13 protein-coding genes are annotated in these 20767 nt (G+C 53.9%); 9 read left to right on the top strand and 4 right to left on the bottom strand.

Going from position 1 to position 20767, the window contains the following annotated elements:
* Positions 1–155 precede the first annotated feature (155 nt).
* The 4 genes from KIS77_01120 to KIS77_01105 all read left to right on the top strand — a co-directional run bounded on the left by KIS77_01120 (position 156) and on the right by KIS77_01105 (position 9663).
* Positions 156–3425, top strand: coding sequence for a TonB-dependent receptor (locus tag KIS77_01120; GenBank protein ID MCW5920914.1), 3270 nt, complete (start codon positions 156–158; stop codon positions 3423–3425).
* A 96-nt stretch (positions 3426–3521) separates the two neighbouring features.
* The gene (locus tag KIS77_01115) at positions 3522–5270 is read left to right on the top strand and encodes a RagB/SusD family nutrient uptake outer membrane protein (GenBank protein ID MCW5920913.1); all 1749 of its coding nucleotides are present in this window, start codon (positions 3522–3524) and stop codon (positions 5268–5270) included.
* A gap of 97 nt (positions 5271–5367) precedes the next feature.
* On the top strand, positions 5368–8739 hold the full coding sequence (locus tag KIS77_01110; GenBank protein MCW5920912.1) for a VCBS repeat-containing protein: 3372 nt from the start codon (positions 5368–5370) through the stop codon (positions 8737–8739).
* A gap of 51 nt (positions 8740–8790) precedes the next feature.
* Positions 8791–9663, top strand: a complete 873-nt coding sequence (locus KIS77_01105) for an esterase family protein (protein ID MCW5920911.1) — start codon at positions 8791–8793, stop codon at positions 9661–9663.
* Positions 9664–9676: 13 nt separating this feature from the next.
* Here the strand turns inward: KIS77_01105 and KIS77_01100 are convergent, their stop codons facing one another.
* On the bottom strand, positions 9677–10420 hold the full coding sequence (locus tag KIS77_01100; GenBank protein ID MCW5920910.1) for a response regulator transcription factor: 744 nt from the start codon (positions 10418–10420) through the stop codon (positions 9677–9679).
* Positions 10421–10441: 21 nt separating this feature from the next.
* Positions 10442–11509, bottom strand: coding sequence for a histidine kinase (locus KIS77_01095; GenBank protein MCW5920909.1), 1068 nt, complete (start codon positions 11507–11509; stop codon positions 10442–10444).
* 314 nt (positions 11510–11823) lie between these two features.
* On the opposite strand from KIS77_01095, the gene KIS77_01090 reads away from it, so the two are divergent.
* From KIS77_01090 to KIS77_01080, 3 genes are all read left to right on the top strand, one after another.
* Complete coding sequence (locus tag KIS77_01090; protein MCW5920908.1) at positions 11824–14193, top strand: TonB-dependent receptor; 2370 nt, start codon at positions 11824–11826, stop codon at positions 14191–14193.
* 207 nt (positions 14194–14400) lie between these two features.
* On the top strand, positions 14401–14976 hold the full coding sequence (locus KIS77_01085; GenBank protein ID MCW5920907.1) for a hypothetical protein: 576 nt from the start codon (positions 14401–14403) through the stop codon (positions 14974–14976).
* Positions 14977–15045: 69 nt separating this feature from the next.
* The gene (locus KIS77_01080) at positions 15046–16881 is read left to right on the top strand and encodes a M1 family metallopeptidase (protein MCW5920906.1); all 1836 of its coding nucleotides are present in this window, start codon (positions 15046–15048) and stop codon (positions 16879–16881) included.
* Positions 16882–16915: 34 nt separating this feature from the next.
* On the opposite strand, the gene KIS77_01075 is transcribed toward KIS77_01080, so the two are convergent.
* On the bottom strand, positions 16916–18502 hold the full coding sequence (locus KIS77_01075; GenBank protein ID MCW5920905.1) for a hypothetical protein: 1587 nt from the start codon (positions 18500–18502) through the stop codon (positions 16916–16918).
* A complete protein-coding gene (locus tag KIS77_01070) occupies positions 18468–18689 on the bottom strand; it encodes a hypothetical protein (GenBank protein ID MCW5920904.1) in 222 nt (73 codons plus the stop codon). The genes KIS77_01075 and KIS77_01070 overlap by 35 nt, the downstream gene beginning before the upstream one ends.
* Positions 18690–18905: 216 nt before the next feature.
* Between KIS77_01070 and KIS77_01065 the strand changes: the two genes are divergently transcribed.
* The gene (locus tag KIS77_01065; protein ID MCW5920903.1) at positions 18906–19937 is read left to right on the top strand and encodes a hypothetical protein; all 1032 of its coding nucleotides are present in this window, start codon (positions 18906–18908) and stop codon (positions 19935–19937) included.
* Between the two features lie 197 nt (positions 19938–20134).
* Positions 20135–20761, top strand: a complete 627-nt coding sequence (locus tag KIS77_01060; GenBank protein MCW5920902.1) for an SCO family protein — start codon at positions 20135–20137, stop codon at positions 20759–20761.
* The last annotated feature ends 6 nt before the right edge of the window (positions 20762–20767 follow it).

Genomic DNA, 20767 nt, shown 5'->3' with positions numbered 1-20767 from the left:
GTCATGCGGATACGTCCCGCAGCGATGCCTGCCCTTTATTGATTTGAGTGAAGCCTTCGAGCAAGTAGCGAAATAATTGGGACAGGACAATGGAAAGCCAACCAGATTTTAATCAAATAATTCACTCAAGTTTTCTTAACCTAAACTTTTCTATCATGAATCAAGCATTACGAACACCTAAGCAGGGACTGCTCATCTTGCTCCTGTTGCTGCTGGGTGCCGCTTCGCTAAGTGCGCAAGACCGCACCGTGCGAGGCAGGGTGACAGACTCCAACAACGAAGCCATTCCCGGTGCTACCGTCGTGCTGCAAGGCACAACCACAGGCACCACAACGGACGTGGACGGGAACTTTACCCTCAACGTCAGTGGCGACAACCCAGTGCTGGTCATTTCTTCCACCGGCTATGAAAAAGTGGAAATAGCCGTTGGCTCGCAGGCCAGTATCTCTGTCCAGATGAGGGACTCCGACGCGCTGCTCTCTGAATTGGTGGTCACAGGCTACACCGTTGATACCCGCCGGCAAACGACCAGCGCCGTCTCGACCGTGAAAACCAAAGACCTTGCCGTGGTGCCTACGGGCAACGTGGAGCAACAGTTGCAAGGTCGGGTTGCGGGTCTGACGGTCATCACGAACGGTCAGCCCGGCACTGCCAGCCTTGTGCGCATTCGCGGTTTCGGTGCGTTTGGTGGCAACCAACCGCTCTATGTGGTGGACGGTGTGCCCACGCTCAATATCAACTTCCTCGCACCCGAAGACATCGAAAACACGACTGTGATGAAAGACGCGTCCTCCGCGTCTATTTTTGGTGCGCGTGCAGCAGGCGGCGTGATTGCCATCACGACCAAAAGAGGCTCTAAAAAGCCCCAGAAGCTGCAAGTCAGCTACGACGCGCTGGTAGGTTTCACTGACCCCGGCAAAGGGCAGGAAATGCTCAACCCGCAGGAAATGGCTGATTGGACTTGGCAGGCGATTCGCAACAGCTCCGCCAACCCAACTTTCAACCACCCGCAGTATGGCTCCGGCAGCAGCCCCGTGTTGCCCGATTTCATCAACGTCGGCGGACAAGGCGGTTTGTTTGAAAGCGACATCAACTACGCGGAAGAGGTCAAAAAATACAATGTGAACCCTGACAATGGCAACATCTACCAGATAGTGCGGTCCAACAGGGCAGGCACCGACTGGTATGGAGCCATCACGCGCACCGCCCCCATGACGCGCCACAGCCTCGGCTTCACAGGTGCCTCCGAAACGGCTCGCTACTACGTCGGCCTCAGCTTGCAAGACCAATCAGGCATTTTGCTCTACAATGACTTCAAGCGCCACACCGCCCGCGTCAACACAGAGTTTGACTTGGGCAAACGGGTACGCATCGGCGAGAACTTACAGGTCACGTTCCGTCAGGTGTTGGGACAACAAGGCGGTGGCGACGGGGCCAACGTCTCCCAAGACGAGAATGACATCCTCTTTGCTTTCCGCATGCCAACTATCATTCCGGTGTACGACGAATTTGGCGGATATGCAGGCACCGCGGCTCCGGGCTTCAACAACCCAGCCAACCCCGTGGCCCGCCGCGACGGCTCGCGCAACAACCGCAGCCACGGCGCTGGTGGCTTCGGCAACCTCTACGGAGAAGTGGACATCCTCGATGATTTGACCTTCAGGTCGAGCATAGGGGCCAACTACAACCAGTTCTATGGCTACAGCTTCAACCGCCGCACGTACGAGAACTCCGAGAACAACGCCAGCTTTGGCTATTCGGAATTCAGCGGCACCTTCTTCTCATGGGTGGTGACAAACACCTTGCGCTACAAGAAACAGTTTGGCTCAAGCAGCTTTGATGTGTTGGTGGGTCAGGAAGCGCTGAAAGACAACATGTTCCGCAGCATCAACGGGTCTGGCCTCAATCCATTCTCGCAAGCGCCGAGCTACATCACGCTCGACAACGTGTCGAACCGCCAAGTAAGCAGCTTCAATGCCACGCCATGGACCTACAGCTCTTACTTTGGCCGCGCCCACTACTCACTGATGGACAAATACTATGTGACGGGTGTGCTGCGCCGCGACGGTTCCTCTCGTTTCGGCTCCAACAACCGCTACGGCTGGTTCCCCGGTATCTCCGCCGCATGGCGCGTCACCGGAGAAGAATTTATGAGAGGCGCCACTTGGATTGACGACTTGAAAATCCGAGGCGGCTGGGGTCAAATGGGCAACGACCAGAACGTCAGCCCGGTCAACCAGTACAGTCTTTTTGCAGCCAGCCTGGGCAACGCTGCCTACGACATCGGCGGCACAAACACTGGCGTGGCAGAAGGTTTCTATCAAAGCCGCGTGGGCAACCCGAACGCAAGATGGGAGGTCAGCACCACCAGCAACGTCGGTTTTGAGGCACTTTTCTTGGGCGGCAAATTGGATTTCATCGTGGACTTGTGGCAGAAAAAGACTGACGACCTGCTCTTCACAGTGCCGCAGTCGGAAGTATTGGGTGGTTTTGCGGCATCGCCTTCACGCAACGTGGCTTCCATGGTCAACAGAGGCATTGACATTCAGTTGGTGAACAAGGGCAGGTTCAGCGCCAAGTCCAACTACGAGGTCACACTCATTGGTTCTTTCTTGAAAAACGAAATCACGAAAGTGGCCGACAACCTCGACTACTTCGAAGCTTTCCCAGCCAGCAACCGTCTGGGCAGCACCATGGTGCGCAACCAAGTAGGCTACAGTATTTCAGCGTTCTACGGCTATCAAGTACTCGGTTATTTTAAAGACCAAGCTGAGGTGAATGCCGCCCCTGCGCAGGATGGCGCAGGCCCAGGCCGCTTCCGCTATGCGGACGTAAACGGCTACGACGACGACGGCAAACTGACAGGCCGCCCCGACGGCAAAATTGACGACGCAGACCGCACCTTCATCGGTAGCCCGGTGCCAAAATTCACAGGAGGCGCCAACATCAGAGTCACCTTTGGCGCATTCGATGTGGAAACCTACCTCTACACCTCGCTGGGCAACAAAATTTTCAACCTGTCCAAGTGGTTCACCGATTTCTACCCATCCTTCACGGGCGCGGCCAAAGGCGCACGGGTGAAAAACTCTTGGACACCTACCAACTTGGATGCCGAAGCCCCCATTTTTGAGGAAGCGTCCAACTTCAGCACCAACACACAGCCCAACTCTTGGTATGTGGAGGATGGTTCTTTCTTGCGGATGCAAAACCTCACCATCGGGTTCAACCTTCCACAACGCACCATCTCGAAACTCAACCTCCGCCGCGCTCGCGTGTACGCAGGCACGAACAACATTTTCACCATCACCAAGTACAAAGGTCTCGACCCAGCCGTGGGCGGCGCCGCCGATACCAACTTCGGCATTGACGTGGGCAACTACCCCGTGACCCGCAGCTTCATGTTCGGGTTGGGAGTGACTTTCTAAAGGGAGAAAAATGAAGATCAATCCGCAAATAGTAGGCAACAGTTCAATAAATTTGCCTGCTTATTTTGCCAAAAACTTTTTCAAAATTTAAAAAACATGAAAAATCTGACAAATAAATTGACGTTTGCCGCCACCATTGCATTGGCGGCCAACCTCTTGTTCAGCGCCTGCCGGGAGAGCTTCCTCGATGTGGAACCAACCGGCGCACTGACCGACCAAGTGCTGAGCTCGCGCAAAGGCTTGGATGGCCTTTTGGTGGGCGCATACAGCCCACTCACCGGGCGCGGCCTCTGGTATGGCGGCTTCGGCAACTGGGTGCATGGCAGCATTCGCGGAGGCGATGCCAACAAAGGAACGGACGCGGGCGACCAAGCAGTAGCCAACCCGGTGCAACGCTTCGAGACGCTCCCCAACAATGGTGTCGTGGGCGATAAGTGGCGCATCACCTATGAAGGCGTGGCACGTTGCAACACACTCCTTCGACTGACTGCCGCATCCACCGACCCCTCTGTGAGCGATGCCGACAAACTCCGCATCACCGCCGAGGCGCGTTTCCTGCGTGGCCTCTACTATTTTGAATTGGTGCGCATCTGGAAAAACGTGCCTTATGTGGATGAAAACATGACCGCCGATGAAGCCGTCAAAGTGCCAAACACAGCAGACGTTTATCCAAAAATCGAGGCAGACTTTGAGTTTGCCTTCAACAACCTGCCCGAGACGCAGACCGCAGTAGGCCGCGCCAACAAATGGGCGGCAGGTGCTTTCTGGGCCAAGGCGCTGCTCTATCAAGGCAAATATGGCGCTGCTCGCACGTTGTTTGATGACATCATCACGCGAGGCTCAACGGCCAAAGGCGACAAATACGGTCTGATGGACAACTACAGCGATGTGTTCAACGCCTCTTTCGACAACAATAAGGAAAGCGTTTTCGCCGTGCAGCATGCCGTCAACACGGGCAGCACCAACAACGCCAGCCACGAGTTCGTGCTGAACTTCCCTTACAACACCGGCTCAGACGGGCCAGCAGGCTGCTGCGGGTTCTTCCAGCCCAGCTTCGACTTGGTCAACTCCTTCCGCGTGGACGCCAACGGCCTGCCTTTGCTCGACAACTCTTACAACCTCCCAGCCAACGAGGTGAAAAGCGACTTTGGCTTGAAGTCAGCCGACCCGTTCACGCCCGATGCCGGACCACTCGACCCACGCCTCGACCACTCTGTGGGCCGCCGCGGCATCCCATATCTCGATTGGATTGACCACCCCGGCGAGTCATGGATACGCGACCAAAGCTACGCAGGGCCTTACTCTCCGAAGAAGTATGTGTTTCGCAAAGCCACTCAGGACAACTTGACCGACGGTTCTTCTTGGACACGCGGCTGGACATCGCAAAATACCGTTTTGATTCGTTTTGCCGACGTGCTGCTCATGGCTGCCGAGTGTGAGATAGAAGCAGGAAGCCTTGAAAAAGCTCGTGAATATGTCAACTTGGTGCGTGCGCGTGCCGCCAACCCCGCTACTTGGGTGAAGCGCGGCGACGGCTCCAACGCCGCCAACTACGTCATCGGCCTCTACAACACCCCGTGGACAAGCCAAGACGCTGCCCGCACCGCCGTCCGCTTCGAGCGCAAGCTCGAGCTCTCCGGCGAAGGCCACCGCTTCTTCGATTTGGTACGGTGGGGCATCGCGGCCACGACCATCAACACCTACCTGCAATTCGAAGGCGCTCGCCTCACCACCGCCCTCGGCGGGGCCACCTTCACGGCTGGAAAAGACGAGCTCTATCCCATCCCGCAGGGTCAGATTGACATTCATGGCGCGGACGTGCTGAGACAAAACAATGGATATTGATTGCGAGACTTTTTCGCTAATCATCAACAAATCTCACAACGGGGTGATGCCACATCACCCCGTTGTTTTTACCCCTCATCCTTCTCATCAGTTATCCATGAAACACATACTGCCCATCCTAATCCCCTGTTTCTTCCTCGCTCAATGCAAAAAAGAGCCGACGCTTTTTGTGCTGCTCGACAGCAAGCGCACGGGCATTGAGTTCAACAACCGCATCACCGAATACGACTCGCTCAACATCCTCAACACCGAATTCATCTACAACGGAGGAGGCGTGGCCGTCGGCGACCTAAATGGCGACGGATTGCCCGAAGTGATTTTCACGGGCAATCAAGTGGAAAACAAACTTTACCTAAACAAGGGAAACTTGCGTTTCGAGGACGTGTCCCAAGCAGCGGGTTTTGTGAAAAAACACCCGCACCAATGGTCGTCGGGCATCAACATTCTCGATATCAACAGCGACGGCAAAGCAGACATTTATATCTGCAACACCATGCATCCCACCCCGGAGATGCGCCGCAATTTGCTTTACGTCAATCAAGGAAACAACCCGGCGGGCATCCCCCAATTTGTGGAAATGGCCGAGGCCTACGGCATCGCCGACACCACCCACTCCTCCAACGCTCAATTCTTCGACTACGACAACGACGGCGATTTGGACCTCTTCATCTGCGCCAATTTCATGGACAAACCCTACCCCAATCGCTATGTGCCCAAAATATCTGACGGAACAGCCATCAACCGCGACCGCCTCTACCGAAACGACGGCCCACCACAAACATCGCTCAACGGCGAACCTCAGGGAGGCTTCACCGAAATAACCCTAAAAGCAGGCATAATATGGGGCGGATATAGCCACAGCGCCCTCGTAAGCGATTTCAATCAAGATGGCTGGCTCGATATTTTTGTTGCCAACGACTATGTGACCAACGACTTGATTTATCTCAACAACCCCGACACGCCAGGGCACTTTACCAATCAAATCGCGCAGATTTTCAAGCACCAATCCGCCTCCTCTATGGGCAGCGATTTGGCAGACATTGACAACGACGGCAGGTTGGATATGTTCGTGACCGAGATGCTGCCCTACTACAACAAGCGCAAAAAACTCTTCCTCGGCCCCAACAATTACTCCACCTACATCAACAACGAAAACTACGGCTACGAGTACCAATACGCCCGCAATGTGTTGCAACTTCACCGGGGCTTCAACCCCGAAACAGGATTGCCCATCTTCGCCGATGTCGCGTTTTACACGGGCACACAAGAGACGGAATGGAGCTGGACACCCCTCATGGCCGATTTCGACAACGACGGCCACCGCGATATTTTTGTCACCAACGGTTTCCCGCGCGACGTGACCGACCATGATTTTGGCAGCTACCTCAGCGAATACAGCGCCCTGGTGCCGCCATTGGAATTGCAAAAACTGATTCCGCAAATCAAAGTGCCAAAATTCCTTTTCAAAAACGAAGGCGACTTGCAATTCAAGGACGTCTCGAAAGCATGGGGCGTGGCCATACCAGCCTTCTCCAATGGCGCGGCATATTCGGACCTCGACAACGACGGCGACCTCGACCTCATCGTGAACAACATCAACGACCCCGCTTTTGTATTTCAAAACACAGCCAACGACAGCAAACAACCCAACAACTTTGTTCGCCTGAAAATAGAAGGCCCAACGCCCCACTCAGAGGCTTTTGGCGCTGTGGCCACTATTTTTTTTGAAGGGAAAAAACAAAGCGCCCAATTGCTCTCGGCGCGTGGCTATCTGTCTGCCTCCGAAAACGTGATTCACTTTGGGCTGGGAAAAGCCGCGCGCATAGATTCCGTGGTGGTGCGCTGGCCCAACCGCCACAGCCTCACCCTGACAAATGTGGCGCTCAACCAAGTCGTTCAAGCCCGATACGACGCAGCCCGCCCCACCCTACCCCCCGCTGCCTCGGCGGGCATTTTTGAAATCCTGAACCCCAGCACTTTGGGGCTGAGCTATCAACACGACGACAAGGACTTTATTGATTTTGACTACCAGCGCACTCTGCCACACAAGTTTTCGGAATACGGCCCACAAACGACCGTCGGCGACGTGAATGGCGATGGGCTGGACGATATTTACCTGAGCGGCAGCGCCTACGCCGACGGGACTTGGTTCTTGCAAACCCCGCAAGGCAAGTTTGTGCAAAAAAGCGTCGCTTACAAAACAGACCCCTACAAACGCGAGGAAGAACTCGGGGTCCTGCTCTTCGACGCGGACGGCGATGGTGACAACGACCTCTACATCGTGCGCGGAGGCAGCCAACACCCGGCTGGCGACACGCTATATCAGGACGTTTTGTGCGTCAATGACGGAAAAGGCAACTTCTCCATCGCCCCCAATGCCTTGCCTCGAGGGGCTTGGTGCGGGCAGGTGGCGCGGGCAGCCGACTTCGACGGCGACGGGGACTTGGATTTGTTTGTCGCCGGCCGGGTGATGCCTCGCTCCTACCCCAAAACCGACCGCAGTTTCATTCTTCGCAACGATTCCAAAGAAAAGGACAAGCCAGTTTTCACCGATGTCACCCAAGAAATCTGCCCCGAACTGGGACACATCGGTCTCGTCACCGATGCGCTGTGGACGGATTTCAATGGCGACGGACACCCCGACCTGCTGCTCGCCGGAGAGTGGATGCCGATTACTTTTTTGGAGCAACAGGGCGGCAAGCTTGTCAACACGACCGCTCAGACAGGCCTCGCCGACAAAACGGGCTGGTGGTCGAGCCTTGTCGCCGCCGATTTTGACGGCGATGGCGATTTGGACTATGTGGCTGGCAGCTATGGCCAGAACCTCTATTTCAAGGGCACGGCGGAAGAGCCGCTGCGCGTCTATGCCAAGGATTTCGACGGCAACGGGTTCTACGACCCGTTCATCTCACTTTTTTGGCGCGATTCGCTCGGCGAGCGCCGCGAATACTTTTATCACACCCGCGACGACGTGATTAAGCAGTTGATTCCCCTGCGGAAAAAATTCTACGGCTACGGCGATTTCGGCGAGGCGACCGTGCACGATGTTTTTTCAAAAGAGGAACTCAAGGGGGCCCAAATACTGATGGCGAATTGGATGTCCACCAGTTTTATCGAAAATCTTGGCCATGGGAAATTCAGGATGACGGCACTGCCGTGGCAGGCCCAGCTGGCCCCTGTCCATGCCATGCTTCCCTACGATGTGGATGGTGATGGCTTGTTGGACGTGCTGATGCTCGGCAATGACTTTGGTATGGAACTGTTGCAAGGCCGCGCCGATGCGTTCAACGGGCTGGTTTTGAAGAACATGGACAACAACCAGTTCAGGGCGCTCGATTTGGACGACAGCCATTTCTTCGTGCCGGGCGACGGGCGAGCCTTGGCGAAAGCAACACTTGCCGATGGGCGCGAAATCATTTTGGCCACACAAAACCGCGGGGCCCTGCGCGTGTTGTCTATTCGAAAATAAGCATTTCCAATATCCAAATCACTTCGCTCACATTCACAAACATTTTGAACGATGAAACACATTTTCACCTTGCTGTTTGCTGTGTTTGCAGCCGCGTTGTGTGCCCAACAAGGCACCTTGAAAGAGAGCCTCAAAGTAAAAAGCACCATACTCGGCCATGAGGTCGAGTACAGTATTTACCTGCCCTCGGATTATGAGACATCAAGCCGGCGCTATCCGGTGTTGTACCTGCTGCACGGCTTTACCGACGACGAGACGGCCTGGGCGCAATTCGGCGAGGCGCACCTCATTGCTGACCGAATGGCAAATAGCGGCGACATGGCGTCCATGCTCATCGTGATGCCCGACGCGGGCGTGAGTTGGTATGTCAACAGTGCGGATGGAAAAGTGAAGTACGAGGATTTTTTCATCAAAGAATTCATCCCTTTTGTGGACAAGGCCTATCGCACGCGCAGCGCAAAGGAATCAAGGGCCATCGCCGGGCTTTCGATGGGGGGGCATGGCAGCCTCATCATGGCGATGAAGCACCCAGAACTCTTTGTGGCGGCGGCTCCCCTGAGCGCGGGCATCTTCACAGAGGAAGAGGTGTTGGATATGCCAGACGAGGCGTGGGAAAACGTGTTTGCCAAACCCTACGGTGCGGGGCTAAAAGGCAAGGAGCGGCTCACGCCGCATCTGTTCCAAAATTGGATTCTGAAAATCGTGGAAAATGCCAGCGCCGACGACCTCAAAAAGGTGCGCTACTACATTGACTGCGGCGACAAGGATTTTTTGATAAAAGGCAACATGGCCCTGCACGCCGCGCTCATTGACAAGAAAGTGCCGCATGAGTTCAGGGTGCGCGGCGGCGAGCACAACTGGGAGTACTGGCGCACGGCGTTGCCCGAGGTGCTCAAATTCGTGAGCCAAAGCTTTCGCCGTTGAGGGCAAGGCGCTGTTATTTCGAGTATTGCAGCGCCTTCATCAGTTCCTCCCAATTGCTCTCCCCGATGGGTATATCGGCCTCTCCAATTTTGATTTCGCGGTTGCGAATAGACTCAATTTTGGAGAGGTTGACGATGTAGGATTTGTGCACCCGCATAAAGCCGGTAGGTGGCAGTTTTTCCTCGATGCCCTTCAAGGTGGATTTGGTGAGGACGGGTCTTTTCAGATGCTCAAGATAAATCTTGACGTAATCTTTCATGCCCTCAATGTAAGTGATGTTTTTTGTCTCAATTTTCACGAGTGAATATTCTACGTTTACGAAGAAAAAATCAAGTTGTTCTTCGGTAGTTTTTTGTTGTGAAGGCGAGGAGGGCGTATTATGTTCAAGCGCATGGCGCTTGCGATATTCTTCGAGTGCTTTAAACGCGGCCTTGGTGAAACGTTCCAGACTGACTGGCTTCATTAGATAATCAATAACATCCAAGTCGTAGCTTTCCACGGCGTAGTTCGAATAAGCCGTCACGAAAATCACCATAGGCTTGTCAGGCAGGCTTTGAAGGAGTTGAGTGCCCAACATGCCGGGCATCTGAATGTCTAAAAACATCAAATCCACCTTGTTTGTTTGCAGCGCTTCCATTGCCTCGAAGGCGTTTTTGCAAGTGCGCGCCAACTCCAAGAAGGGAATTTGCCGGATGTTGTCTTCCAGCATTTTGCGAGCCAGACTCTCATCGTCAACGATGATGCAAGTGAGTTTCATGTTTCTATCTGATGAAGTTGTTCATTTTGCGTGGCCGAATGCCAGCCATAAGTCTGCTTCAAACCATTCGTCGGTTCGCTTCAGTTCCAGACGGTGCGCGTCGGGGTAGAGCAGTTCCAAGCGGCGGCGCACGTTTTGTAGGCCAATGCCTGAGTTGTTGTCTTTTTCCGTCGCGCCTTCTGGCGTGATTTTGTTGCGCACCTTGAACACCATTTCTTCCCCACTGAATTTCAAATCAATATCAATGATGGGGTCTTTCACCAGCCCCACCCCATGCTTGAAGGCGTTTTCCACAAAAGGAATAAGCAACATCGGTTCGATGAGCTGCCCCCCATTTTCCCCTTCGATGTGCGTGCGAATGTCCACATCTTCCTCAAAGCGTATTTTTTGCAGCTCCACATAGTTCTCCAAATAGCTCACTTCCTTTTCCAGAGGAATTTGCGCATCGTTGGAGTCGTAGAGCATATATCGCATCAGGTCTGAAAGCTTGATGGTGACTGGCTCGGCCAAAGGCGATTTGGAGCGGATGAGATAGACGATGCTGTTGAGTATATTGAAAATAAAGTGCGGGCTGATTTGGGAGCGCAGGAACGAAAGCTCCGACTGTAGACGCTCTTGCCGTTCTTCGCGCTTTGCTTTTTCTCCTTCCAGCATATACATCACCATGACGTAACCCGTGCTGACCGCGATGACGAAAAACACTGGGAAAATAGCCTTGAAGGCATGAAAGCCTATCCCCTTGTGGTCGGGCGCAAGCAGTGCGTTTTTCATCACGCCTTGCAGCAGGATGAAGAAGATTGCAGTCCCCAACAATACAAACAGATACTTGGAAAGACCGCGCTTGCGCAGCAGGCGCGGGGCAAGCCACTCGGTGTTCAGGAAAAACAGGGGAACGTTCGTCAGCATGGCAGGCAGAATTTTCAGAAAGAACTGCTGCCTTTTGCCGTCATCGTGGTCGAAAGAAATGAAAGGCGAACCAAGCCAAAGCCCAAAAAAAGCCAGGATAATGAGCCAGCGCACCAGTTGGTCGGACGTAATGTTTTTTCCGAATAATGTCATGCCAAAAATAAGTCGGACAAATATAGGCATGTCAGAGTGGCATTTTTATGGGTGGCGACAAAGCGCACAATTGAGGCGATGTATACCCAGATTAAAGAGGATTTGAAGATTCTCTTGATTGATTTGTGTGATTTTCAAAGGATTGCGAGCACCGTTCGTTCAAAACCACCTTGTCAGACCCTGTACTCAGGGGCTTGCCCGCCCAAGTGAGGAGGCGGACGGGGCTGATTTGCGTTGACTATAGTGAGAAATAATGGCAGATTGATGCCTCCTTTCCGCAGTCGCTGCTGGGAAAATCAAAATCGGCTTACATTTACCCCAGCTTTTTTTCCAAAAACATATTTATGCGACAACACCTTACCCTCCACTTGCCTGCCATCATCCTGACTTCGGCGGGCCTGTTTTTTTCCACCTTGCTTTTTGCGCAAAACGCTACCCTCAAAGGCATCGTCACCGATGCCTCTACGGGCGAAACGTTGCCCGGCGTCACCGTGCGCGTGGGCGACACTGGTGCCGTCACCGACGAAAGCGGCGCCTACACGCTCTCCCTGGCCCCGGGCAATTACGAAATCAGCTTTTCCTTCATTGGCTACGAATCCAAAACACAGACGGTCAGGCTGCTCGCAAGCCAAACGCGAGAACTGAGCCTGCAACTCGGTGGCGTGGACAACATATTGCAGACTGCCACTGTCACTTCCGGCAAATTCGAAAAACCGCTCGGCGAAGTCACCGTATCGCTCGATGTGCTCAAACCCCGGCTCATAGAAAACACGAACACGACCTCGGTGGACGAGGTGCTGGTGAAGGTGCCGGGCGTGAGCATCGTGGACGGGCAAGCCAGCATTCGGGGGGGCGCGGGGTTTTCCTACGGAGCTGGCACCCGTGTGCTGATTCTGGTGGACGACATTCCCGCCTTGCAAGCCGATGCGGGATTTCCCAACTGGGACGACTTCCCGGTAGAGAATATCACCCAGATGGAGGTACTCAAAGGCGCGGCTTCTGCCCTGTTTGGCTCTTCGGCCATGAACGGCATCATCAATATCCGGACGGGCTATGCCAAGGACAAGCCAGAAACCAGCGCCGCCGTGTTCGGGAAAGTCTGGGGCGACCCAAAGGACAAGGTGAAAAAGTGGTGGGGCACCGATTCGTCCGAAATCCAGCTGCCATTGGAAACGGGGTTCAGCTTTGCCCATCGCCAAAAATTCAACCGGCTGGACTTCGTGCTGGGCGCTTACGGCCTCTATCGCGACAGCTACAACCGCGACACTTATGTGCGCTACGGACGCATCACCCCCAACTTCCGCTACCGCGTCAACGACCGCCTGAGCTTGGGGCTGAACACTAACTTCAACTTTGGCCGCAGCGGGAGTTTCTTCATCTGGGGCAACGACACGGACCGAGCCTATCAAGCAGGGCTGAATTCGGCCTCCCAATCACTCGGACGACTGCGCTTCAACATTGACCCGACCGCCCAATACTTCGACCGAGGCGGCAACCGCCACAAATTTTTGGGTCGCTATTACTATGTGAAAAACAACAACTCCGGCAATCAGAGCAACGACAGCCGAATGTACTACGGCGAATATCAGTATCAGCGCCGCATGGACCACATCGGCTTGGTGGTGACTGCCGGCGTGGTGGGCATCTACACCACCGTGAACGCCGAACTCTACAACAACGCCAAATACGACACGCGCAACTTGGCAGGATACGCTCAACTCGACTACAAGGCATTCAATCGGCTCAATCTCTCCGCAGGTGTGCGCTTGGAGCAAAACCGCTTGCAAAGCCCCGATACCGTGCGTGTCACGCCCGATTCGCTCTATCGGATTCCCAATGGCGTCACCAAAGAATCGAAACCAGTGTTTCGCTTTGGCGCCAACTACCAATTGGCACAAGCTACCTATCTCCGCGCCTCTTGGGGGCAGGGGTACCGCTACCCCACCATCGCGGAGAAATTTATCAACACAGATTTTAGCGTAGGCAACAACGTGCGCCCCAATCCCGCCCTCGTGTCGGAGACAGGCTGGACGGCAGAGCTGGGGCTGAAACAAGGTTTCCGCATCGGCCAATGGCAGGGCTATGTGGACGTGACGGGCTTTGTGCAAGAATACCAAAACATGATGGAGTTCGTGTTGGCAGGGCTGACGATACTCCCCACATTAGGCGCCAGCTTCGAATCGCAAAACACGGGCGACACACGTATCACAGGAGGCGAGATTTCTGTCGTCGGGCAAGGGCAAATCGGGAAAGGCACCTTGTTTATCATCACTGGTTTCACTGGAATCAACCCCAAATACAAAGAGTTCAACGACTCCCTGCAACTGAACGTCTATCGCACTTCCGACACCACCAACGTACTGAAATACCGCTACGACAATAGTTTCAAATTCGACGCGCAATACGACATCAAGCGTTTCTCGTTCGGCGGCTCCGTGCAGTACAATAGTTTCATGCGCTCCATTGATGCTATTTTTGAGGCCAAACTTTTCAATCTGGAGCTCAACACCCCGGAGGAATTCGTGGCCGTGCGCAATTTCCGCAAAACCCACAAGGGTTTCACCGTCGTGGACGTGCGAGCTTCCTACAAGCTGACCGATTCATTAAAACTCAGCGTGCTGTGCAACAATCTGCTCAACGAGGAATATGCCGTGCGGCCTGCCTTGCTCGAAGGCCCGCGCAACTACACGCTGCGCTTGGATTGGAAAATTTAGAAGAGACCTTGAATTGACTCTTCGAAACATTTCGCACAAGCCCTGTTCGATAGGATTGACAAGATTTGCAGGATTGACACCTTCTTTGGCCGAAACCTGCAATCTTGTCAATCCTGCCGAAGCTCAAACTTGTGCCCCCTCTTCTTCTTGATTCATCACTTTCTTGCCGCTGCTTTTTCTTTGCAGACACATACATACCTGAACATCATGATGCATACGGCGCGAAACACCTCGCTATCATATTGGCTGGCTTTTCAAATCGCTCTACTATGGGTTGGGAATGGCTGCGGCACATCGCCGCAGGCCAATCAAAATCCCGAACAGGCAAAAGCCCATTCCGCCGCCGCCACTTTTCATTTCAGCAAGGCAGCCCCTATCACGCACAACGACCATGCAAGCAACTGGTGCAACGAACAGTTCACCGATGCCGTGCTGGTCAGCGCCGACCCGGCCAACGTCAACCGGAGAATTTTTGTGCTGGGGGAAGGCATCTACCGCGTTGCGGTTCAAGCCGGCAACATGGCCAGCCTGTTCCTGCTGCGAAAGTCGAGCGAGCACACGGTGGAGATATTCACCAGCGACAACTTTCCCCTGTGCCTGTCATTTAGAAAAAGCTTTGGCATGGCTCCCGACAATGCTTGGTTCAATTACGACAACGAGCGCGGCATCGCCTACACCGTGGAAGCCCAGCCTACCGACAATGGGTCTCTTTATGTCATCCTCGTTTTGCCACCCACGCCGACCTATGGGCTGAACGTGCACCGCTGTGTCGGTTGTCAATAAAAAGCGGTTTTTCAAAACGACTTTGCCCAGATGGGGGTTTCCATGTAGGTTTGCCCCAAAAAAGTGACCATGAGACGCTGTCGTTTTTTGTCCCCCATTGTTTTTTTATTCGCTCAACTGACGAGCCTCTCGGCCCAAGTGCCTGCCGGATATTGGCAACAGCGGGTCGAATATCAGATTGATATTCGCCTCGACGACCAGACGCACGCCGTGCAAGGCAGGGAAAAGCTAAAGTATTTCAACAACTCCCCCGATACGCTGCGCCGCGTTTTTTTCCACCTCTACTGGAATGCTTTTCAGCCAAACAGCGCCAACGCTCAATGGGCAAAACGGCTTCAGGATGCCGAGACGAGCCGCCAATACACCGAGATGAAACCGGAAGAAATGGGCAAGCAAGACATCTTCCTCGTGCATCAGAATGGCAACGCCGTTTCGTACAAGGTGAACGAAACGATAATGGAGGTGACGCTCAATCGCCCGCTGTCGCCCAATGACTACACCGTGTTCGACATCGCTTGGCAAGGTCAGGTGCCTATTGTGGTAGGGCGTGGCGGGCGCGACAATTCGTCGGGCGTGGCCTATTCCTTCACGCAATGGTACCCGAAAATCTGCGTCTATGACCGCCATGGCTGGCACGCCGACCCGCACGTCGGGCAGGAGTTCTACGGCGAATACGGGTCGTTCAAAGTCAATATCACATTGCCGAAAAAATATCTCGTGGCTGCCACGGGCGTTTTGCAAAATGCCAACATCATAGGTTTCGGCTACGAAGACGAAGGCGCAAAGCCCGCGCCGAACTACGGCTTGGTGAACGTCTGGAAATTCGAGGCTGACCATGTGCACGACTTCGCTTGGTCTGCCGACCCCGAATATGTCCATGAAAAAGTGAAGGCGCGGGACGGGTTGATGCTACACTTCATCTACCAGCCATCGCCGGCAGTCGCGCAGGCTTACAAAGCCCTGAAAAAATTCGCGGTGGAACAACTGCCCTACATCGAGGCAAACTTTGGCAAGTACCTCTACCCCCAATTCACCTTTGCGGAAGGCGGTCAGTGGGCCATGGAATACCCCATGCTCACCCTCATCGAACACAACGGCTCCGACACCGACGTGACCCCCACCGCGCTGCACGAATGGATGCACAACTGGTACTACGGCATGATGGGCAACAACGAAAACGCGGAGCCTTGGCTGGACGAAGGCTTCACCAGTTATGCCACCTCCGACATACTCGGAAACGCCGAGCCGAAAAAGGCCGCCCAAACACGCCGCTCCGCGCTCAAACAAGTGGCCCAAATGGGGAACAAAATCACCGACCCCGTGGCCACGCACGCTTATTCGTATCAAAACTTCGACTGGTATGGGTTCAACGCATACCCCAAAGGCGAGGCTTTTCTGTGGCAGTTGCGATACATCGTGGGCGACGAAACGTTCAGAAACGGAATGTTGCGCTACCACGCCGACTGGCATTTCAAACACCCCTCCGGCACCGATTTCATGCGCACGATGGAACGCGCCTCCGGCATGGAACTCGATTGGTACTATGCTGGCTGGATAAAGGCCGTCAGAACCATTGACTATGGGGTGGAGACACCTGTGGCCGACGGACCTTCGTCGTGCAAATTGATATTGAAAAATCACGGCAGCCTGCCCATGCCCGTCGAAGTGTTGGTCACTTACCGCGATGGCAATTCCGAGCGCCACTATGTCCCCTTGGATTTGCAGTATGGCACCAAAAACTTCCCCGAAAACAGCGGTGTCATCAAACACCCGCCTTGGAGCTTTTCGGTGGACACTTATGAGATTCGTTTGGAGAAACCTGCCACGAGCATCAAGTCCGTCAGCATTGACCCCGACGAATGGACGGCTGACACCAACCGCGCGAACAATCGAAAGGATTTCTGAAAACCACTCGCTGACACCGCCTGCCACTGTCGCACTAATGCCGCGCCAAGAACAGGCGCCGGACAATGCGCATTTCGGCATTTTCGATGGCGACAAAGTACAGGCCGTTGCCCAAGCCGTCCACAGGCAGTTCGAGGGTGGATTCTCCTTTGGGAAAACCTACCCCATTGAGCACGCGCACTTGGCGGCCCATCGCATCGAACACCCTGATATCGGCCTCGAAGGCGGCATCGGGGGCATTGACGTAGATGCCCACCGGCACTCCTGCGGATGCCGGGTTGGGAGCGATTTTCACGGCCATCAGGGAATCTGTTTCTATTTCACCCTCGATGGTCGAGGTTCTGAAATTGCGTTGGCGCGAGGCGGCGCAGGTCACATATTCGTTGAAAGGGCGCACCCTCCAAAAGTACTGGCGATTGCCCTCCAAGCCAGTCACTATTTTGGAGGTGGTGGCCACCACATAGCTTTGGAAGGCGCTCGTGTTGTAAGTAGCCACCCTATCCACTTCCAGCAAATAATAAGTAGCACCGGCCACAGGTCGCCATTCCAGCCGCACTTGGTTGGAGAAGGTCGTGGTGGCACCATTGGGTGGGTCGAGCAACAAGTCCTCCGGGGTGTTGATTTGCAAGGCAGCAGGCACGAAAGAGTTGTTGAGGTAATTGCGCGTGGCCGATTGGCGGTCGGCCAAGATGACAGCCTGCTGCTGAGGGGTGAACTCGTAGTTGCAATTGCTGAAGTAGCCCATGTAGTTGTTTTCCATTGGGTTCACCAGCTCGCCCTTGGGGTCTCTGGCACCGCCGTTGTAATTGGAGCAGCCATTCTGGCAAAAACCAAAATTGTAGTCGGGAGGCGTGTCGCACAACAGGTCGGCAGCGGTCGTGCAATTGGAGCCATCCTGATGCTCCGTGAAGATGAGGCCGCCACCGGGTTTGTAAGGAGCGATGGCTGGCGCTATGGGCCAGCCCGGGGCGTCTGGTCTGAAGCAGGGCGAGCGAGCGGGCTCGTCGCTGTATTCTTCCCATCCATAAAATGTGTGGCGCAAAGAGAAAAAATGGCCGATTTCGTGGGGCAACGTGCCGTTGGAATTGAGGCCGTTGATTTGGTCTCGGCGGCTCACAATCCAATCGTTCGAAGGGCTGTAGTAGGCCAAAGTGGTGCCATTGCCGGGGCCAGTGCCCGCTTGGTTCACGACGTAGATATTTAGAGCGGTCGTGTGTCGCCGATTTTGCATCAAAAGGTTGTTGCTCTGGTTGTTGTACACGTTTTCATTGTTGATGGAATAATCAAACAACCCATAAGTGGGGTGCGGCTTCAAGTAAAACCGCATTTCCATAGGCTCGAATGCCTGATTGAGCACGCACAACTGGTTGAGAATATCCCGCTCCCTTGCTTTGCCACCCCCACTCGCATCGCCCACCAGATGGAAGCACAAAGGGACGTATTGCACCGCTCCGCGCTCCGCCACTTGCCCTGCATTGGCAGCAGCGATGTTTGCCAGCAGGCGCTCGGTGTACGCTGCTTGGTCAGCCGTCGAAGTGCCGCAAACGCCATTCTCGACTTGTGCGGGGAGCGAAAAAGCGAGACCTTCAAACAAGAGCAAAAGGAAGAACAACTTTTTCATCGCGCTTGATTTTTTTAAAAAAATAACGACAGCCGGGCAATTTTAGAACGCCTACCTTAGCCGCATTGTTGGGGAATGACAATTTGGGGCAAATGTTTGCAACTTTGGCCAAGAATTTTGGGTCTGAATCACGAACCCCAAGTCTGCCCCAAGAGAAAGAAATGGCGCGAACAAAGCCTTCAACCAAATTTTTGCTTTTTTTTGGACATCTGAAACACCCTGCGCTTGCTTCACTCGACCCGCCAAAAGGATGTTAACTTTACAATAATTCTGAACGAGGCCTGTTTTGGGATTTTTTTCCAAATAAAATTGTTTGTAATTTTGTAATGTCGTATCTTGCAAACAAAAAGCAACCACATCCAAACACATTCGCCTCTGTTTTTCAGAATTAAATTCTGGTACGATGAAAACGAAACAACATTCCACTACTGGCATCCTCATCAGCCTTCTACTTCTTTTCCTTCCGTTCGCAAGCGGCGGCCAAAAAACGGCAGCCCCCAAGTCGGTTTTTGAGCACCTGACAAAGACCGAAGGTGCCAAAATGACCCTTGAGTTGGACCTCACCACGCTGCTCGAAAATCGCAAGAAGGACCAATACCTCCCTGCCACGCTGACCACCGACGATGGAAAGGCGTACAAAGTGGAGGTGAAGCCGCGCGGCAAGTTTCGCCGCAAAATAGCCGACATACCGCCACTGAAAATAAAATTCAAGAAAAAAGACCTGACGAGCCAAGGGTTCGACACCCTGAACGAGATAAAGCTGGTGCTGCCGGCCTACAACAACAGCCTCGGCGAGGAACTGGTCGTGAAAGAGTATATTGCCTATCGTATGTTCGAGCACCTCACCTCTGCCAGCGTTCGCGCGCGGCTGGTTCGGCTCACTTTAAGAGACATGCACGTGGAGCAATCGCGGAAAATGCTCGCCATACTGCTGGAGGACGAAGAAGAGACCGCTGCTCGCATGAAGGGCGAGCTCGTGGAGCAATACGGCACTTCGCCCGATAGCCTGATTATGAATCAGGCGGCTTTGGTCTCCGTTTTTCAGTACATGATAGGCAACACGGATTGGGATATTGCCATGCAGCGCAACGTGCGGCTCATCAAGTCGCCCGAATCGGGGAAAATTCTGGTGGTTCCCTACGATTTCGACTTTTCCGGCCTTGTGAGCGCTCCATACTCCAGCCCCGCTTCCGACACTGGCCTGAAAACCGTGCGCGACCGCTTCATGATGGCCAACGGCATCAGCCCTGACCACTTGAAGCGAGCGATAAAAATCGTGCGGAGCGCCAAAGAGGACTTCTACTCGCTCTGCCGCACCAAGCACCTGTCAAGGTCGGCCTCTCAGACGGCTGTTGATTATTTGGAGACGTTTTTCCAGCAAGTAGAGGGGCGGGAAGACGTGCCCATGATGTTCAGAATGCCCGAAACAGACTGACCAGTTTAGTTTCTCCATCGCCCATTCAGGCGGTGATTTGTGATGAATCACTGCCTGAATGGCGCACGTTTTCGGCACCTTAACCCAATCCGTGATGATTCGCATTTTTCCATAGCCAAGCCCTTATCCGATTGGCACGTTTGGGCAGATTCCTCATCTTTGCCCCCTCTACGATTAAGTTCAGTTTGTTTTGAGTTATGAAAAAGCTTTGCTTTGTCTTTTTTGTTTTGCTGGGAGGCTTGACGGCTTGTTTCCAAGCACCTGAAAAGCGAGTGTTGCCCATCTTGGGCGAACGCGATATATCGCCCGCTGGCGATACGATTTACCGAGAGATTCCAGACTTTGCTTTTGTTGACCAAGACAGTCAGTTGGTAACAAATGCCACGTTCGACGACAAAGTGTATGTGGTGGATTTCTTTTTCATTCATTGCCCCACGATTTGTCCGAGGGTCAAAAAAAATGGTCTGCGTATTTACGAAAAATACAAGGACGATGCCCGTGTCGTGCTGCTCTCCCATTCCATTGACACCAAAAACGACACGGTGGCGGCACTGCGCCGACACGCTGAAAAACTTGGCATCGAGACCCAGAGGTGGCATTTGGTGACGGGCGAGAAAGATGCGATTTATGGCATAGCCGACGATTATTTCAGCGTCGCCACCGAAAACCCTGACGCACCGGGTGGGTTTGACCACTCTGGGCGCTTGATTTTGGTGGACAAAAAACGCCGTGTGCGGTCTTTCTGCGACGGCACCGATGCCAAAGACGTGGACCGCTTCATGAAAGACATTGACTTGCTGTTGGAAGAGCAATTTCGGCAGTAAGCTCGA

The organism is Saprospiraceae bacterium (assembly GCA_026129545.1).
Taxonomy (GTDB): domain Bacteria; phylum Bacteroidota; class Bacteroidia; order Chitinophagales; family Saprospiraceae; genus M3007.
The sequence above is the reverse complement of the archived record's forward strand: the minus strand, read 5'-3'. Positions and strand labels throughout refer to the sequence as shown.

Excerpts from the sequence above, each read along its gene's own strand:
- KIS77_01120 (MCW5920914.1), top strand. The coding sequence starts at position 156 with ATGAATCAAGCATTACGAACACCTAAGCAGGGACTGCTCATCTTGCTC.
- KIS77_01115 (MCW5920913.1), top strand. The coding sequence starts at position 3,522 with ATGAAAAATCTGACAAATAAATTGACGTTTGCCGCCACCATTGCATTG.
- KIS77_01110 (MCW5920912.1), top strand. The coding sequence starts at position 5,368 with ATGAAACACATACTGCCCATCCTAATCCCCTGTTTCTTCCTCGCTCAA.
- KIS77_01105 (MCW5920911.1), top strand. The coding sequence starts at position 8,791 with ATGAAACACATTTTCACCTTGCTGTTTGCTGTGTTTGCAGCCGCGTTG.
- KIS77_01100 (MCW5920910.1), bottom strand. The coding sequence starts at position 10,420 with ATGAAACTCACTTGCATCATCGTTGACGATGAGAGTCTGGCTCGCAAA.
- KIS77_01095 (MCW5920909.1), bottom strand. The coding sequence starts at position 11,509 with ATGCCTATATTTGTCCGACTTATTTTTGGCATGACATTATTCGGAAAA.
- KIS77_01090 (MCW5920908.1), top strand. The coding sequence starts at position 11,824 with ATGCGACAACACCTTACCCTCCACTTGCCTGCCATCATCCTGACTTCG.
- KIS77_01085 (MCW5920907.1), top strand. The coding sequence starts at position 14,401 with ATGATGCATACGGCGCGAAACACCTCGCTATCATATTGGCTGGCTTTT.
- KIS77_01080 (MCW5920906.1), top strand. The coding sequence starts at position 15,046 with ATGAGACGCTGTCGTTTTTTGTCCCCCATTGTTTTTTTATTCGCTCAA.
- KIS77_01075 (MCW5920905.1), bottom strand. The coding sequence starts at position 18,502 with ATGAAAAAGTTGTTCTTCCTTTTGCTCTTGTTTGAAGGTCTCGCTTTT.
- KIS77_01065 (MCW5920903.1), top strand. The coding sequence starts at position 18,906 with ATGAAAACGAAACAACATTCCACTACTGGCATCCTCATCAGCCTTCTA.
- KIS77_01060 (MCW5920902.1), top strand. The coding sequence starts at position 20,135 with ATGAAAAAGCTTTGCTTTGTCTTTTTTGTTTTGCTGGGAGGCTTGACG.